Source organism: Chitinophaga oryzae (assembly GCF_012516375.2).
In the GTDB taxonomy this organism is placed as follows: Bacteria; Bacteroidota; Bacteroidia; order Chitinophagales; family Chitinophagaceae; genus Chitinophaga; species Chitinophaga oryzae.
Window position 1 is genome coordinate 5,287,969 of record NZ_CP051204.2, and the last position, 17,816, is coordinate 5,305,784.

General features: G+C 49.8%; 12 protein-coding genes. All 12 read right to left on the reverse strand.

Annotated elements, in window-relative coordinates:
- Window positions 1–81: 81 nt before the first annotated feature.
- The 12 genes from HF324_RS21045 to HF324_RS21100 all read right to left on the reverse strand — a co-directional run bounded on the left by HF324_RS21045 (window position 82) and on the right by HF324_RS21100 (window position 17,800).
- Entirely contained in the window at window positions 82–2,211 is a 2,130-nt protein-coding gene (locus tag HF324_RS21045) for a DEAD/DEAH box helicase (protein WP_168860733.1), read from the reverse strand.
- A complete protein-coding gene (locus tag HF324_RS21050) occupies window positions 2,211–3,521 on the reverse strand; it encodes an ATP-binding protein (RefSeq protein WP_168804368.1) in 1,311 nt (436 codons plus the stop codon). The genes HF324_RS21045 and HF324_RS21050 overlap by 1 nt, the downstream gene beginning before the upstream one ends.
- On the reverse strand, window positions 3,515–5,293 hold the full coding sequence (locus tag HF324_RS21055) for a tellurite resistance TerB C-terminal domain-containing protein (protein WP_168860734.1): 1,779 nt from the start codon (window positions 5,291–5,293) through the stop codon (window positions 3,515–3,517). The genes HF324_RS21050 and HF324_RS21055 overlap by 7 nt, the downstream gene beginning before the upstream one ends.
- A gap of 352 nt (window positions 5,294–5,645) precedes the next feature.
- Window positions 5,646–6,113 (reverse strand): hypothetical protein, encoded by a 468-nt coding sequence (locus tag HF324_RS21060; protein ID WP_168804370.1) that lies wholly within the window; start codon window positions 6,111–6,113, stop codon window positions 5,646–5,648.
- 199 nt (window positions 6,114–6,312) lie between these two features.
- Window positions 6,313–7,518, reverse strand: coding sequence for a hypothetical protein (locus HF324_RS21065; RefSeq protein ID WP_168860735.1), 1,206 nt, complete (start codon window positions 7,516–7,518; stop codon window positions 6,313–6,315).
- Window positions 7,442–10,681, reverse strand: coding sequence for a TonB-dependent receptor domain-containing protein (locus HF324_RS21070; RefSeq protein ID WP_168860736.1), 3,240 nt, complete (start codon window positions 10,679–10,681; stop codon window positions 7,442–7,444). Before HF324_RS21070 ends, HF324_RS21065 begins: the two co-directional genes overlap by 77 nt.
- A 145-nt stretch (window positions 10,682–10,826) precedes the next feature.
- Window positions 10,827–11,855, reverse strand: coding sequence for a FecR family protein (locus HF324_RS21075; protein ID WP_168804374.1), 1,029 nt, complete (start codon window positions 11,853–11,855; stop codon window positions 10,827–10,829).
- A 103-nt stretch (window positions 11,856–11,958) separates the two neighbouring features.
- The gene (locus HF324_RS21080; RefSeq protein WP_168860737.1) at window positions 11,959–12,552 is read right to left on the reverse strand and encodes a sigma-70 family RNA polymerase sigma factor; all 594 of its coding nucleotides are present in this window, start codon (window positions 12,550–12,552) and stop codon (window positions 11,959–11,961) included.
- 137 nt (window positions 12,553–12,689) lie between these two features.
- On the reverse strand, window positions 12,690–14,144 hold the full coding sequence (locus HF324_RS21085) for an aminoacyl-histidine dipeptidase (protein WP_168860738.1): 1,455 nt from the start codon (window positions 14,142–14,144) through the stop codon (window positions 12,690–12,692).
- Window positions 14,145–14,216: 72 nt separating this feature from the next.
- A complete protein-coding gene (locus HF324_RS21090) occupies window positions 14,217–14,945 on the reverse strand; it encodes a hypothetical protein (RefSeq protein ID WP_168860739.1) in 729 nt (242 codons plus the stop codon).
- Between the two features lie 83 nt (window positions 14,946–15,028).
- Window positions 15,029–16,264, reverse strand: coding sequence for a thioredoxin family protein (locus tag HF324_RS21095; RefSeq protein WP_168860740.1), 1,236 nt, complete (start codon window positions 16,262–16,264; stop codon window positions 15,029–15,031).
- Window positions 16,265–16,438: 174 nt separating this feature from the next.
- Complete coding sequence (locus tag HF324_RS21100; RefSeq protein ID WP_168860741.1) at window positions 16,439–17,800, reverse strand: RagB/SusD family nutrient uptake outer membrane protein; 1,362 nt, start codon at window positions 17,798–17,800, stop codon at window positions 16,439–16,441.
- Window positions 17,801–17,816: the final 16 nt, after the last annotated feature.

The following is a 17,816-nucleotide window of genomic DNA, read 5'->3' on the forward strand; positions in this document are numbered from 1 at the left end:
TTTAAAACGTAGGTAAGATAGTATTTTTAATTAGAACGGTGGCTACATACGCTGAAATTAATATGTGTAGCGGGTGATATATCAGCAAGTCACGAATCTGACCTGTTGCAGGAAGGCGGTGGTGCCGGGAATGTCCAGCAGCGTGGTGCGGATCAGTTCTTCCTGCAGCGGTGGCGGCAGATACCGGCCCCATTTAAAGAAAGCACAGGATAATCCCAGTTTCTCCAAACTATCAAGATCAAGACTGCATAACACTGATAATTGTACTTCCAGGTGCGGCCACAATTTTGCCGGCTCCCAGGCTTTGCCGGCAATGGAAAACATGCTCATATCGTCATCAAAAACGAATTGGACATCGGCAAGTTGCAAAAGTACCGCCAGTGTCCTGTTAATCACAGAACCGGTAAACGTATAATACTGATAGCCGGTTTCTTTGGCAACATACGGCCGCTCCATTTCTCCGGGTGTCAACACTGCCTGTTTTAATTCAAAACGCAGCTCTTCCAGGGCTTCAATAGCTTTCCCATCCATGATGCCGGCGGGTAAATCCTGATAAACAATTTCCAGCATCCTGGCTCTCACCCGGGGATGTACGGCCGGCCCTTCGCCTCCGAATATCGGCTTTTTGCCATCATGCGCCGGTTCCACCAATATTTTAGCAGCCTGGGTATCTTTTAGTTTTACCTTCCAGATTTTTGCCGCCAGATAAATATTCACATCTTCTGCCAGTGAAAGCGAATCGGGAATTTCCCCAATGGTATTACCGGCATGAATCACCTTCAACAGCCGGTCGGTGGAAAACACGCTGTAAAAATCCTGAGAGTTGGTAAGCTTCTCTCCTTCATATCCTACAATCAGTTCCCGGCCTAACACCTCCACATACTCCGCCTGGACCATAAAGTCCAGCAACTGGCTGACAACCGCCACGGGTATCTGTTTAAATGCATGATTAGCGGTTAAACGTTCCGTTAATGAAGCGCTGCTGATACCATTGGTTTCTTTTAGTATTGACAGTATCTGATGAAATAAGAGGTCATAAGGCTTATCAGCCACCGGTATTGGTTCCATGAACCCTTCTTCGTACAACTGCCAGCAGGCGAGCGATTGCAAAAGCGTCCATGGCCGGGTGCCATATAACAACAACTCGCTTTTAGCGCCTTCTCTCCTGCCGGCGCGCCCCATTCGTTGCACCAGCGACGCCACGCTGTTGCTGGAATCTATCTGCACCACCATGTCCACGGTACCAATATCAATTCCCAGTTCCAGTGTCGACGTGCAACAAATACAAAACGGGTGGCGTTCGTTGGTCCTGGCAAAATTTTCCACATACTCACGTAAGTCTTTGTCCACAGAGGAATGATGCGAAAAATAAAAGGAATGTCCTTTTTTCCTGGCGGCAGTCCCGGAAAGCTTGACCGCGATTTCCTCCGCCCGCCCTCTGGCATTTGGGAAGATCAATACCTTTTTATCTTTTGTCAACTCGTACAGGGATTCAATAAATCCGACGGAGAATTCAGTTCCTTCGTGACTGAATTTTAAACTAACAAGATTTTCCTTTGCTGTTCTGTCGATTAATACCTTCGCCGGCAGCACATTTTCAATAAACCGCTTTGCTACCTGGAAATTCTCATCACCAATTGTAGCAGACAGCCCTACTATTCTTACCGGCGCTCCCGCCTTGAGGCCGCAAATCCTCGACAGCAGGGATTGCAGATGCCTTCCCCGATCTGTTCCCAGAAAAGCATGTATTTCATCTATGATAATAAATTTAAGGTTGGAAAAAAGTTGTCTGGCCCTGCCGGGGTGATTCACCAGCATCGCTTCTATCGATTCCGGCGTAATCAGCATCACTCCCTGAGGATCGGCCAGCAGGCGTTTCTTACCCGACTGGTTGGCTTCTCCATGCCATTTAGTTACCAATACGTCCATATGCCGGCAAAGCGCTTCACATCGCAGAAACTGATCGTTGATCAGCGCGATCAACGGCGATATATATAACACCTGCACTCCTTTCTCCCTGAAGTCGACACTGGATAACACTGGCAGAAAAGCCGCTTCTGTTTTACCCGAAGCTGTGCGTGAGGCCAGGATATAGTGCCCGTCCGATCCCATGATTGCCTTAATAGCCGCATCCTGGATAGGTCTGAGCGCCTCCCACTTTTTCTCGCGTATATAGCGGCGTACCGGTTCAGATAACAGTTCGTATGCCATTAGATTTCTTCAATGTTCTGTAAAGATTCCCGGGGTCTTTCGTCTGTGATCTCGATATCATTGATCAACTTTCGTTTATCCATATCCGGATTTTGACGAAGGATGCTCAACACATTCAGAAAATCCCGGATCACTTCCCGTGGTGTCAGGAATTCACCGGCGCCCGGCTTATTAAAAATCTCCTCCATAAACAATTGAATATCATTATCATCTACCGGTATATTAGTTTTATAGTTGAAATCAAAAATCTGTTTAAGATTTTGTAACAACACAAAAATCTCGGTGTGGCTCAGTGGCATCAGGCGCAACACCGGCTGTGCGAAGTCGCGCACCCCGACTGTTTCAAATTTGTTGGTTTCGAGTCTTGATTTTAAAGCCTGATAACTGAAAAGACCTCTCCGTTCGTTTTCCAGGAACTCCCGTGTACCGGCGATATTTACAAACAGGTGAGCGATTTTTCCCTGAAAACAGTCGTTGTAGATAGCTAATATCTTTTCGTAGTTTTTCTCCCGCATCGCTGTGGTAGAGATCTTATAGAGGTTAATGGCCTCGTCCAGGTTGATCATAAAACCGCTATAACCAATGCTGACAAACAGCTTACAGAAGTTTTTCAGCATATCATAGAAATTCTGATCGTCGATAATTTCCCGGACACCAAGGTCCTGCCGCGCTTCTGTCTTGGTATTGTACTCCCCTTTCAGCCATCGCAGTGCGTTTTTGCGCAGTTGTTCATCGTCCCGGATGTATCCTTCATAATATTTGGTCACTACCAGCCCGAAATCGAAACCTCCTACTTCCGTGATATTATTGATCGTACGCATGATATGCCGGCGGATCACCTCCGCATGTTCAGGCTGCCGGACCACATCCGGCGTCATGCCTGCTTCCTGTGCAGCCCCCGCAATGGCCTGCTCTATCCACTTTTCCAGCAGCACCGCCAGTGCTCCGCCTTCCGGACGGGTCTGAATGGCAATATTATCCATAATAGCCGTATAAAGCGCAACAGCCTTTCCATCGTTGGCATACAACCGGTTCTCCGGGGTGAAGTCAGCATTGGCCACCACAAACTTCTGTTTGATGGCTACCGTATTCAGCAAATGCATCATGAAAGATTTTCCGGAACCAAAATCCCCGATCCAGAATTTCACCATACTGTGACCATTCTTCACGTCATCCAGTGCGGAAAGGAATGCATTTACTTCTGCCGTTCGGCCCACAGCAATATGCTGAACACCTATTTTAGGCACGACGCCGCCCAGGAGAGAATTGATCACAGCCGTAGCTTCTTTTGGTTTGATGTCACCTAACATAGATTAATTATTTTTTGATAATAAAATTCATTTACCTCATACCGGTCCTCCGTTTCTTCAATCAGAATATCATCCAGCTCTTCGTAACAACAATCATTGATGCTCTCCACCAGCTGGTTTCTGAACAGGTTCCGGCTTTTGGCATAGATGGTTACCTCTGTGGTGGTCAGCTGATATTGATGATCTTTAAACAGCGATAGTAATTCCTGCTGATGTATGTTGAGCTGTACACCGGCAATCAGGAAAGGGTCCTGCAGCGGCCGGTCAGCCGGCTCAGTGGCCGCCAGTTGCAGGATTACGGTGGCATCTTGCCCATCTGCTGTTTCGTCCTCCTCCTGCAATATTTCACTCAAACGGCCTACGGTTATTGCGCTCTGAGAGCGAACGGCGGCTATTTCCCCGGCGTCCAGTTCTATTTTCTTTTTCTTCTTCTCATAAATTTTTTTTGCTGCAGCTAGTGCGGCCGGCAAATTGCGGGTGGCAATCAGCTCATTAGCTATTTTTTCGAAGGCCTCCAGTTGTTCCGGGTCTGCAAAGAGACTTTTCTGAACGGATCTTGTCAACTGCCGGTTGTCAATCTTATCGGAGTGAAGGTCCGCATACAGGTATTTGAGATAAAAAGTAACAGCTGCTACCTTGTCTACTTTTACAAAGGCCCTCGAAGCTTCAAAGTAGATGTTTTCAAGCGCAGGGTTCTTCTCGTTCATAACACCCAGCCTGTCCAGCTGTTCCGCTATCTGTTCCGCATTATTATTATTCAGCGCAGATATGATCTCATCGAAAAACGTTTTCCAACGGGTAACGTTCAATTCGTTTAACAGCAGCTCTGTGCCGTCGTCCGCTGCCGCGACCGTATGCATTGCGCCGGCTAATATTTCATTGACGGCACTACCGAAAGTTTGCTCAAAATCAGTGGCGAAAACGGGATAATTGAAGTCATTATTGATTTTTCGCTTATGCCGATAGATTTCCCTGACAATATTTTCTGATCTTTTAAAAATAGTCAGGTAGATATGAGTCTCCAGGTTCTGACGCTCATAACTAATGGTGTAAGTGTTGTTATTTCCCTGTATGTAACGGTCCTGGAACTGTTTCACCTGACGGTCGATTGTCGTGCCTCTTTTCCCGAACACTCTATTGAGCTGCTTCAAACAGTGCAGGTAAAGCCTGATCGTCTCTATACAGCATCCCTCCATTTCGAGGAAAGCATTACAGGGATTCCAGAATTTATTCAGCCATGCAGTTTCCTGTGTATTCAATCCCAGCTTCTCCTGGTATTGATGGCCAAGTTTCCAGTTATCATCATAAGGCTGGCCATCCGCCGGTACCGCAGGAACAGCATCAACGCTAAAATCAATAGGAACGGGCTCTCCGGAAATATCGATGATCGTATCGCCGGTATCCGGCATGTCTGCAACAGCTTCCCGGCTGCGTTGTTCCTCCAGGAAACAAAGCTCCTGCTCCTTCCGGAAGCGGATAACCTCAGTAAATATCTCCCGGGTGGAAAAGACAGACAGCCGCTGCGTCACCAGGGGTTCCAGCATAGCATCAAACAGCCGCTCCTGCAATCTCCGGACAACCTCCACCGGTTGAGGGGACGGGAAGGCAAACCACCGTTCCAGCAGCCCCTTTTCTTCCGGCGTCATCGCCTCAAAAGCCTGTGTAATGGTCTTTTGCAGCCAGTCGTTTGCCGGTACCGGCACACCATAGTCATGCAGGTAGGCCGCCCAGTCCTGGCCAAAAGCTTGTGTCGTAAATGTCAGACCGTCCATTGGGGGCATCCTTAACGATCATGAAATACAGGCTCCTTTCGATTACTGTCAAACGGGGAAAATTCCCGGGCATGTTCGGGCTTGGCTACACTCAAACAGGAAATGGCTTTTTGGGACATGGGATAATGCATTCAGAGATGATCGTTAAAAACCAGTGGGGGCACCAGCTTTGGGCGTTACAATAAGGATTGGTCAAATTTTGATGTACAGATGATAACCCTAAGCTGCTTTGGGTTCAAACTGACATTCGGGGGCTTTAGTACAAGTGCCTTATTTGCAATATATAAATAAAATCAGAGAGCAGCAAAACTTGTACATTAATGACCATATCTTAACCCTTGGCGGTTCCCGGCTAAACAAATGCCGCAATAAATAACAGTGCTCCGAATCCCATAACGGCATACCCGCCGATTGGCCATAGTATCCAGAGGACGGCGCCTGCAAACACGATGAGACCTGCCGTTCTAATGACGGCGTTTCTACTCTCCTTTCTTTTTTCGGGATTATTGCGTAGTTCCAGATCCCTCCGAAGATTTTCTTCCAGGGCTGATTGCCTGTTGCGTTCAGCATCTATTTTCTCCCTATTTGCCTTCAGCCGATGATACTCTTCCACGGCAGTCTCTTTTTTCGCTCCTGGCTTAAACTGATGACCACACGCCAAACAAGTGATAATCACCTTACCGCTTCCAATTCCGCCGGCGAGCACTCCGATTCCTCCTGTTAAAAGAGCGCCAACTACAGCTTTGCCAGCACTGAAACCTTTCTTGTTGGCGGTAATCTGTGTTGAATTACATTTGGGGCAGTGTACCTGGTTGTCCATATGCTGAGGATTATTTGGTTGTACGGGACAAAAATAGCGATACAATTATGCAGCGTTTTACGGTTTCCCGTATAGTCTCCGGGTCTTTAGATTTCAGGGAGCAGTTCCGGTTACTGTTGCTACGCACAGACACGGCGCCCCCCCCGCCAGATCTCAGCAAAGCGGAGCACCGCGGCCTGTTAGGAATTAAATAGGTGCGCTATTCGACAATATCAACAAAGTTGTCCAAAAAACCGGTAACAAAAGGAGTAATATAAATCTCGTCAAAGTTAGTGCCACCCAACTCCTCATATGCAGTAATCGTACAGACCACCTTCTGCCCTGGCAGAAAATATACGATGTCACTTGTAGAAAAAAGCAAAACACCATGCTTCCCAAGCCCGGGCCGGGCTGTATAACCGGGAACGGTACTCTGATAGGCGATCTCATGGGTTCCTCTTTTCAGGACATCACAGGTATATAATTTTCCATCGGGAAGTGGCGGCAACTCCACCGATGCGAACTGTTGACCGGCAGGAACGGTCACCCGGAGTTCCGGTTGCAGATTTTCTACTTCCTCTGTGATTTGGTCCCGCGTGTAAAAAACGATGTCAACATCTCCACCCAGAAAAGCTGTCTGACCAAATTCCACATCGGGAAACAGCTGAAAGGTCAGCAACATGCCTTGGGGATTTTTCAAAGCCGGCAGTTTCATACTTTCTGTCAGTCGCTCCCCGTCGAAATAAAATTTCAGGGCCGCACTGTCATCCGCTATCGTTATCATCCTCGACACAAGCACGGCTTCTTCTCCACTTTTTCTCACCGTCAGTTCCCTCTTCTTGTCCTTTTCGATAGGCACCTTCAGTTCATGCAGTGTTGCTCCCGGATACAGGTTCTGGTGAATCAGCTTGCCGTCCAGGAAAAAATCCAGGCCATCTTTTTTGGATAAGATCTGTAAATTATAGATAACCCCTGCATCGTATATTTTCCCGTTGTCATAAAAGATCCCAAACTCCTGCTTAAAGCTTCCCTTTTGAATATCGTACGTTTTCAGTATCGCTGTTTTTCCCTTTTCCCGGACAGCCACCTTTTGGTCACCACCTGTTACATTTAACTTAAATGGAGCAGGAAGACCATGTAAAGGCCCCCGGGTGCTATCCACTACCAGATTGTTATAGATAAATTCCAGCGGCACCGTGGTGGAACCGGCAAAAGACACTTCCACCACCGCCGGAGCAGACGGACTAAACATCTCCCCTTTCCGGCAAGCCTGCAGGACGGTCATCAGCAGCATCAACACCCCTGCCGCTGTACATAAGTACTGTTTTTTTATTTTCCTTATCACGATCTTAAAATTTATAGGTAATGGTTGCGCTGAAGGTCCTTCCGAACCGCTGTTTGAACGTATATAAATCGCCTTCTTCATAATTATCGGTAAACCCTGCTTTTAACCGCTGGCTGTTACTGATATCTGTTGCATCCGGATTCATCTCATAACTGCCCCTGTTGTTGTAAAAAACAGAAGCAGCATTCAATAGGTTACCTCCGTTGATCCTGATTTCCAGCGCGGGCTTTAAAAATTTATAACTGACCTGTGCGTCCAGCTGCGCCCGTGGTTGCTCATATTCTGTATTGGCAGGTGATGTGGTCACGAAATAGGTCTTTCTTCCCGATTTATTATAGACAATATTGAAACCCAATTGCTCATCCTGGTATTGCAGGCCGGCATTCAACAAGTAAGGAGCCTGTCCATAGAGCGCCCGCTTCTGCTCCATCGGGGCCATCACCGGTCTTCCGGTAACGGGATCTTTATCTCCTGTCTGGTACAACCCTTCTACCTGGGATTGTTGCAGCGTCAGATTTCCATAGAGCGTCAGGTGGCGCAGTAATGCCACATCCCTGATAAAACCAAGGTCCTTGCGGGCCTCCAGTTCAAGTCCGTATACCCTGGCCCAATTGGAATTTTTCAGGGTATACTGGAATCCGAAATCCAGCGTTTCTATCGCAATCATTTCTGCCGGTTTGTCAAAATACTTATAGTATCCTCCCATGGAAAGTACCTCGCCGGCCCCCGGAAACCACTCTGCCTTCACATCCCAGTTAGTGATGCGGGTACTGCTGATCCCTAAGCTGCCTACCAGGCCGTCATAAAAAGCGCTGTAACGAAAGAACTGGCTGTTGTCCATCATTTCAGGCCGCACCACCGTAGCGGAGTAAGCGGCCCGGATATTCACCGTACTAACAGGGCTATACGTCAGATTGGCGGAGGGCAGCCATTCCCATTTCTTTTCCCGGGGAAGATCGAAAATGCCGTTTGCACCCTGCTTTGTTGCGTTGGAACCATTGTTGATTTCTGTATATTGATAATAATCCGCCCGCACTCCCCATACGAGACGCCATTGACTATTGAACCGGTTGTCAAACATCACATAACCTGCATGGTTCTGGCTTTTTCCGGCGTAATAGTCATTGCCCCAGCCATCCAGCAAAAACAGGTAACCGTCAGCACGCATATTTTCAGGCTTCAGCCATTCTCCAATAGGCAGATAGGACAAAGAGGGATCAAATACTTTATCATCCGCCAGCAACGGCAGGATCTTCCAGTCAAACCGGGAGGAACGTTGTGTTCCGAAATAGCCTACCTTGAGCGTATTGCTGAAATTTCCAATATCGAATGGCCGCGAAGCGGATACGTTCCAGGAATAATGGGTTTCACTGTTGGAATAGCTGTGCCGCGATGCAGGCGTAAACCGCGGACCCGACAACTGGCCGTAACCGTACAGAAACAGGGTGTCGTTTCCGAGAACCCGGGGCGACTGCGTGGCGATACCGAGATCTTTCTGTTTGCGGTCGATGCCTGTCCGCGCGACGTCCCATTCTATTCTGGTCTTCTGTAACTGATGCTGGCCCGTCAGCTTGTTTTGAACCAGCGTTGTAAAAGTCGGATCATCCGTTTCCCGGATCTGGTTGGGTTGCTCGTTGAAGTCGTTATCCGAATTGACACCCTTGATCCGCGTAAAGGCATTATCATACAAATGCGTGTAAGTGTTGCGCAGGCTCAAACGGTGCTTTCCCAGTTGCAGCCCCAGGTTAAGTACCCCTCCCAGCGTCGTATTAAAATCATACGAATGTCCACTGGCAGCGATCGCGGTATTCGTGTTCCACTTTCCACGACGGATTTCTTCAATATTATTGATGGTTTGATTGTTCCGGTAACTGAGTGCGCCGGTAAAGCCAAACTTATACTGTCTTGCTTCATTCCATTTATACACCTGTCCGATGGCGAACTGGTAATTTTGCGCAGGTGCTGCTTTGTATTTATACACCGTAAAATTGTCGTTTGTAAAACGCCTGCTCTGCGCTACCATTTCCTCTACGCTGGCTGTCGTTTTCAGGTCTTTAGGAAAACTCCTGCGGCCATCATCAAAACCCAGGTAATCGTACTTACCACGCTGGTGACTTAAAAATTCCTTACAGGTAGACTGATCGTTGATGGAAGTACCAATGCCCACTGTCATAAAGTTTTCCGTAGGAATGTCTTTGGTATTAATCTGGATAGCGCCCCCGCCGAAGCCGGTGTTCATATCGGGCGTCACCGTTTTTACCACAACGATGTTATCGACAATAGCGTTGGGGATCATGTCAAAAGAGAAGCTGCGCTTCTGCGCCTCTGTGCTGGGCAGGGCGGTACCGTCGAGCGAAGCCGCATTGTATCGCTCACCGATACCGCGTACAATGACAAATTTATTATCTGCCGTATTGATCCCGGAGACACGCTTCAACACTTCTCCCACATTACGGTCGGGCGTGGCGGCGATCTGTTCCGCCGATACGCCGTTGCTGATGGATGCCCTGTTTTTCTGCCCGGCATACACGCCGGCAATGGACGCCTTTTTGTACCCTGACGTCACCACTACCTGGCTTAAAGTACTGGCGGCCACTTTCATGGACACGGTCAGCGGCGTAATGCTGTTGTCTTTTATCACCACGCCTGTAATACGCTGGGACTGAAAAGAGATGTAGCTGACTTCCAAAGTATAACTACCCGCGGGGACACTCAGCATATAACTCCCGTCTGCGGCCGATTGTGTAGCCTGGCTGCTACTGCCTGCGATACGGACAGAGGCGCCGATCAGGGGTCTTCCCAGGTCGTCCACGATCTTGCCGCTGATACGGCCCTGCTGCCGGGCGGGCGCTTTTTCCTGCTCCTGTTTGGGCGCAGAAATGCTGCCGGCGGGTTTTTCATCGATCATAATATGATATCCTTTCTGCGTATAACGAAGGCCGGTAGGCTTCAGCACACGCTCCACAGCCTGCAGCACGTTGCTCTCTTTTCCGGTGAGACTGACTTTAATATGATCATAGCGGTCCACATCTTTGCCATAAAAGAACCGGACTTTGCTGTGCTGTTGTATCTCCCGCAAGGCTGTCTTGATACCTACGTTCTGCGCGCTGACAGATAGTTTCAAGGTGGCGAGGTCCTGGCTATTGCCCACCACCGGCAGGACAGCGAGGAATAGAAGCAATGGCAGGGCCATTAACAGATTCTTTGATCTGAGTTCATAAAGCAGATAAGTGCTTTTTTGCATAATATTGTAGAATGTTTACGGGTTTAATGCTATTGAGCTGTAAGCATGGAACATTCGGCCGGTCAGACGTCCAATCATAACGGCCTGATGTTCTGTCAGCGTTCCTGCTTTCCCGCAGGAACGTTTTTATTTTTGAATGCTTCGTTTATCTTTTATCCATAGGCTGATTTTTCACGTAAAGGGTGTACAGTTTCTTTTCACTATCATAGTTGTATTGGAATTTGCCGACAAAAGCCAGCATCTGCATTACGCCCGCCACCGGCTCGCTTGCTGAAAAAGCGGCGCTGACGCGGATTGTGGCCAACGCAGGTTGCTGAAACCGGATCTTAACTCCATAGATGCGCTGCAATTCTTCCGCGATCCTGTCCACGTGTGTTTCTTCAAAATACACTTCGCCGGTGGTCCACTTTTCCAACGAAGACGGGTCTACCGTATGCTGCTCTACCACCCCACTGGCAGCGTTGTAGCTGACTACCCTGCCTTTGGTCAAAACGGCCAGTTGCCCTTTTTGCGGGTCTGTCACCTGTACCTTGCCGGAAGCGACAGCCACCTCCAGCGGCGCCGCCTCAAATGCCGTGATCCGGAAGGACGTGCCTAACACTTCCGTATATACGTCGCCTGTTCTGATGATAAAGGGATTCTTCGCATCCTGCTTTACATCGAAAAAAGCTTCTCCTTCCAGAAAGACTTCTCTTTTACTTCCTGAAAACTGCGCCGGATAACGCATCCGGCTGCCCGCTGCCAGGTGCACCTGCGTGCTGTCGGGCAACAGGTATCTCACCGGCGCTCCTCCCGGATTACGTTGTTCCACATAAGCGGGGTGCATTCTTTTGTTTTTTAAACCCCGGTAAGAGATACCACTTAACACCAAAATACCGGCCATAACGGCGGCTATATTGCGTAGCCTGCGTGCCCGTAGTTGTTTCACCTTCCCTCCTGACTGCTGACGTATGCGTTCATTCAACTGCGCTTTCCAGCGTTCTACCGTCGGTAGCAGCTGTTCATCCGCATAGCCGGTATGCTCCCAGTCGGCCGCAGATTGCCCGGCCATCAGCCTGTCCAGCAGCTCGCTGTTTTCAGGCAACTGCAACAGCTGCTGTACCTGTTCCAGCTCTTCGGGAGAACAGCGGTTGTCCAGAAACTTTTTTAACAATTCAGTAGGATGCTCTTTCATTATTCGCAGGCTTCTACCTATAGAGTTACCCAAAAGGCATGTCTACCACCTACGCGGATGAAATTTTTTTTCAGATTTTTTAGAGAGAAAGAAAAACGGGGGGTCAGAGGTGTTGCGTCAGTAGCAGGGTTACCCAGAGATGCAGCGAATGCCTGCCAAAAAATCTGCGCAGGCCGGCCAGTGCAGCGGTCATATAGTTTTCAACGGTATTCAGGGAAAGACCGGTACGTTCAGCGATGGCTTTATAACTCAGGTTTTCCTCGCGACTCAGCTGAAACACCAGCCGGCGCTGAGGACTTAACCGCGCCAAATTTTCATGATAGATCAACTCTGTCTGAGTGAAGATCAGGTCATCATCGGCAGTCCGGGAGGAAAGGGGTAATTCGTGTTCGGTCATTTCTTCTATGGGGCTGGTAGCAGGAATCTTCCGGCAAAGCTGCCGGGCAATCATATTGCGGTAAGCCCTGAAAAGATAAGCAGAAAGGCTGTATTCGATGGTGATGTTCATTCTGCGCTCCCATATATTGAACAGCAGGTCCATGGCTAGCTCCTCTACCACGAACCTGTCACGGAGATAGCGCAGGCCGATTTTATGCAGACGGGGCGCATAGCGGTCCACCAACTCATTGTATGCCCTGATGTCGTCGTTCTTACAACAAAGCAACAATTCCATATCAGATGCGTGCTTATAGTCCATCGGAATGATTCATAACCGATGCAAAAATGGTTGTTTAAATATTAACGGGGTATTAAGTTTCTGTGAATTATCACCGCAGCGGCAAAAACAAAGGGCCGACCTGTTGGTCAGCCCCGGTTATCGTTAGCCTAAAATAACTATCGTTTGGGTATTTCTTTCAAAATATGCAGCAGAAATTTATAAAACCGCTCCACGGAAGAGATCTGCGCACATTCGTTGGGTGAGTGCGCGCCGCGGATGGTAGGTCCGAAGGAAATCATGTCCGGCCCTTTGAGCAGCGAACCGAGGATGCCACATTCCAGTCCGGCGTGAATCGCTCCTACTTTCGGTGCATGTTTGAAGTGATCGCCGTACAGGGACAGCATCAGCTTCAGGATGGGAGAATCCGGGTTGGGTTTCCATCCGGGGTAACCACCGGCCTGTATCACTTCGCAGCCCATATTTTCAAAGGCGGAACGTACCGCGAGGGCGACGTCTTCTTTGGTGCTGTCTACGTTGCTGCGCTGGAGTGACTGGGTAATAAACTGTCCGTCTTTCACGGTCACTTTGGCGATATTGTTAGAGGCTTCCACGAGGCCCGGCATATCGGGGCTCATGCGGAACACGCCATTGGGCGCGGCGTAGATGGCGCGCAGCAGCTGATCGAAATAAGCGGGCGCCATCACAGAAACCGGCGTGGCAGCAGGCGTAACCGCTACGGTCAGTCCGGTCTCCACGGTTTTATATTCATCTTTCAGGATGGCGGCAAATGCCTGTACCGCTGCTTCAAAACGGGCTTTATCGGCGCCGGGCACTACTACCGTGGCGCGGGATTCGCGCGGGATAGCGTTCCGCAGGCTGCCGCCGTCGAGGGACGCCAGCTGCAGGTCTATAGACTGACGCACGTTGTACAGCAGGCGGTTCATCAGCTTGTTGGCGTTCGCCCTGCCTTTATTGATATCTATCCCGGAGTGGCCGCCGAGCAAGCCTTTAATGGTGACGTCGTAGGCGGCGCCGCCGGCTGTAGCAGGCACCTGCTGGTAGCTGCCGTTGGTATTGGTATCGAGGCCACCGGCGCAACCGATGGTGATTTCGTCTTCCTCTTCGGTGTCCAGGTTGAGCAGGATGGTACCGGTATAAGGGCCCGGGTCCAGTTGCATGGCGCCGGTCATACCTGTTTCTTCGTCGATCGTGAACATGGCTTCGAGGGCGGGATGCTGTATGTCCGTCGCCGCCAGGATGTCCATGATGGTGGCTACGCCGATGCCGTTATCTGCGCCGAGGGTAGTGCCGCGGGCCCTTACCCAGTCGCCGTCCACATACATCTCGATGCCCTGCGTGTCAAAGTCGAACACGGTATCCCCGTTTTTCTGGTGTACCATGTCCAGGTGCGATTGCAGGATCACCGTCTGGCGGTCTTCCATGCCCGCGGTAGCCGGCTTTTTAATGCACACGTTCCCGACAGCGTCCCTTGTCGTTTCCAGGCCCAGCTGCCGGCCAAATGCCTCCACAAAGGCTATCACCTTCTCTTCTTTCTTCGATGCCCGCGGGATGGCGTTCAGTTGACTGAAATATTGCCACAATGACTGCGGGGCCAGTGATGTTAGTTCCATGTCGTATGTTAAATAACGTTGTTAGCCCGGCAATGTAGGCAAATCCGGTGAAACGGGCAAAACCACTACCCTTTATTGCGCTAACGCGTGAATGTTCTCTTCGGCCTCCTGTATCAAACGAAAGACCCTGATATGGTTTTCGTCTTCAGCGGCGTACTTTGGATCTCTCGTTGCGGACATTGCCTGATTGACGTATTGTTGCACGCTCTTTTTCACCTCCGCATATTTGCTGTTGGCCTGTAACTGCTTTTCTGCACTGTCGGCCAGCTCGCGGATTTTCGCGGCAGAAAAACCGTGTTCTTTCAATTGACTGAGCCCGGCGGATATCAGCGGCGCATTGACAGCGCCGGATTTTACCAGCTCGTCTGTATAGAACCAGATTTTTAGCAGCGCCTCCGGCGAACTTTCCGCCAGCAAATTCAGATTTACCAAAATAACGTAAGCACCATACTGCCGGAACACATTGATGTATTTATGGCCTGCCTGGTCCTGTGCGAATTGCCGGTACCGCTCATCTGCTTTCTGCCAGGAAGCGCTGCGCATCAGTGAGGCCTGATTGCAAAAGTCATTCTGTTCCTGTATGTTCCGGATAGGGTCTGCGATACCTGTTTCGGTTTCCGTTAAATGGGCTATTAATTCAGGAAGCTGCCGGTAAGTACCAGCAGCTTCCTGTGCTTTATCTTTATCTTTATCTTCCATCATAACATTTCCTGAGTCTGCCGGCTGCGATGTCGTATTTTCAGGATGGTTGTTACAACTCAGCAATGCTATCAGGGCTATCGGGAAAAAACAACGTTTCATCGTTTAATAAATTATTTACTTACGCCGTAATGATAATCTAATAAAACGAGATACCGGCAAAACTGCGTCCTTCTCCCCTGTTATCAGAGGTTTTCGCCCTTCCTCATCTTATCGAGCACTTTCTCCTGGAATTCCTTCTGGTATTTCTTCTCTTTTGCAGAAAGATCATTGACAACGCCTTCCTGTAAGCGGATAGCCGTTGCCGTATCACCCAGGCGATAGATCAGCATGGCCTGTACGCTCACAGCGTCCGGACCCGGGTTCTCCTTTACCGCACGTTCACTCCATGCCAGCGCAGTGCGTAACATAGCGGTATCCTTGGCCTTACGGCCCACGGTGCGCGCAAAGCTGCTCAGATCGGAAGGGTCCAGTTGTTTATCGTATTGCCGGATGTATACCTTCACTGCTTTTTCAAACTGATCATAGTCTTTGCCCTGATACCATTGCAGCCTGAACTTATCCACCAGCTTGCGGGACAGATCGGGATATTTCTTTTGCAGTTTGGTTTCTATAACTTTAAAATCGGGCGTGATGCCTTCTTTCAGGTTGGCATATATTTCCTCACCGAAGATAATCTGCTCCACTTTCTTTTCCGCATACTTTGCTCCCATTACCTGGTTGACTTTCGCCGGATTTTTACGGAAGATGACAAAGCCCGTGTCTCTGCTGTTATGGGTATACTTATCCAGGAACTGCAGTGTTTCCGACGTGTATACGCTCGGCACTGCGCGGAGATACCGTTTGGCGAACAAGGCGGAGTAGCGGCCGTCATACATCTCCATGGCTTCTTCTGCCAGCCGTTTCAGCGTGTCCGGTTGATTGCCTGCATTTTCAGCCATGGTCTCCATGCGGGTATAGTACTGCGTTTCCGGCTTCAGCGCTTTGGCGGAAGCTGCAATGAACGCGGAAGCGCTGTCGCTGCCTACCACCAGGTGTACCAGCTTGCCATCAGGCGCGAAATACAAAAACGTCGGGTAGGCCATCACGTTATACTCCCTGGCGATAGCGTCGACGTCTTCATACCAGCGTTTTACGGCATCGTCATCCTTGGCGGTTTTGTCCATCTGGACTTTCACCGAGATGAATTTATCATTGAAGAAATCGCCGACCACCTGCTGCGGGAAGATGTCGCGACTCATCATTTTACAGGGACCGCACCAGGTGGTGTAGCAGTCCATGAAAATAAACTTGTTTTCTTTTTGGGCTTTGGCACGGACCTCCTTCCAGCTCAGTTCATGCTCGAAGTGAATGCCCTTTTCCTGCGCCGCCAAAGCAAGCGGTAAACAGGCGGCTAACACCAGTAATAGTTTTTTCATCATACTTTTAATGTGTTGGTTTGGTTTTTACATCTACAAATTAAAGGTCTTCCCGCAAATAGCCTCCTGTAACGCCCCCGTTTTGTTATCAGCGGTTCAAAAGGCTGTCCCGGTGGTGGCGCATGTCCGGGCGGGACCACCGTCATACCAGCTGCCCGGCCATCTTTCCATGATTGGCTATTTTCTTTCATTCGGTTCCAGTTCCGGGTTCAGCTGCATCAGCTTCGGCGCAATGGGAAATACATAGCGATAGTCGTTGGGCTTCAACGTAAACGTTTGTCCGTTGTAAGTGTGGGTGACCGTTTTTGCGAAACGCGGGTCTTTATTCAGCCGTTTCATATCGAACAACCGCTGGCCTTTGAAACACAGCTCCCGCCGGCGTTCGGACAGCACCATCCGCAGCGCCTCCTCTGCCGTGGCGGCGGTGGAGGGCACATACGCTGCGGTTGCGATACGCGTTTGACGCAGCAGGTTCAGGTCCTGCATGGCAGCCGCCACGTTATTGAGCCGGGCGTTACATTCAGCGCGGACCAGGTACATCTCCGGCACGGTTGGCCCTACCAGCCGAGAGTCGAACGACAGGAATTCACCATAGTAGTAGAGATGCCCCTTAAATGGATCGGTAGTGGTGGTAAACAATATTTTATACCGCAGATCGATCAGCGAATCTTTGAACTCCGCCTGTAAATCCTTGCTCAGGGAAAACCAGGCGTAACTGTTGGAAACGGTTTTCATCAGGATCGTTTCAGGATTGCTTCTGTTTTGCGGGAAGGTATTGCGCGGGTCCGCTACTGCCTTGTTATAATCGGTCAACTGGTTTTTGATCTCCAGTGTTTTAGCGGCCGCCTTCAGCGCTTCGGGGTATTCTCCCCTGAGCAGATAAGCACGGGCCTGCAGCGCATAAGCAGCAGCCAGCGTTGGCTCATAAGCGCTGGTGCTGGTGGTGCCCAGCAGCGAGGTTGCCTGGCTCAGATCGGCCAGCAACTGGTCATAGACGGCCTTCACAGAAGCCCGGTTCAACCTGGCATCAATGACAGGCGCCAGCAGTAGCGGCACGCCTTTGTCTGACGCCGCGGAAGAGGCATCATAGTGCACAGCGTACAGGTTCACGAGCGACAGGTAAGCGAAAGCCCGGTGTACCAGCGCCTCTCCCACCAGCTGATTGCGCTCTTTTTCACTACCGTCGGTCACCACCTTCATCCCTTCCACCACCACGTTGGCCAGGTACACCTGCTTGTAAAGGTTGCTCCACTGGCCGTCGTTGTCGGTAGACATCCAGACATCGTCCTGCCAGGTATGTATCCGGTAGGTAGCGGTGCCAAGGTAATCCAGGCCCTGTTGTTCATAGTATGCTACGTTATCGGACGCCATTTCATCAGCCCCATAGGAACCCGCCAGGTCGTTGGTATTGTTCATCAACAAACGATAATCCTTATACGTAGAAGGAATTACCTTTCCTTTGGGTTTTATATCGAGATAATCCCTGCCACAACCCGCGAGGGCCATCAAAGCGGCTGCATATATCAAAGTGCGAAACATCAGGCTACATTTTTAA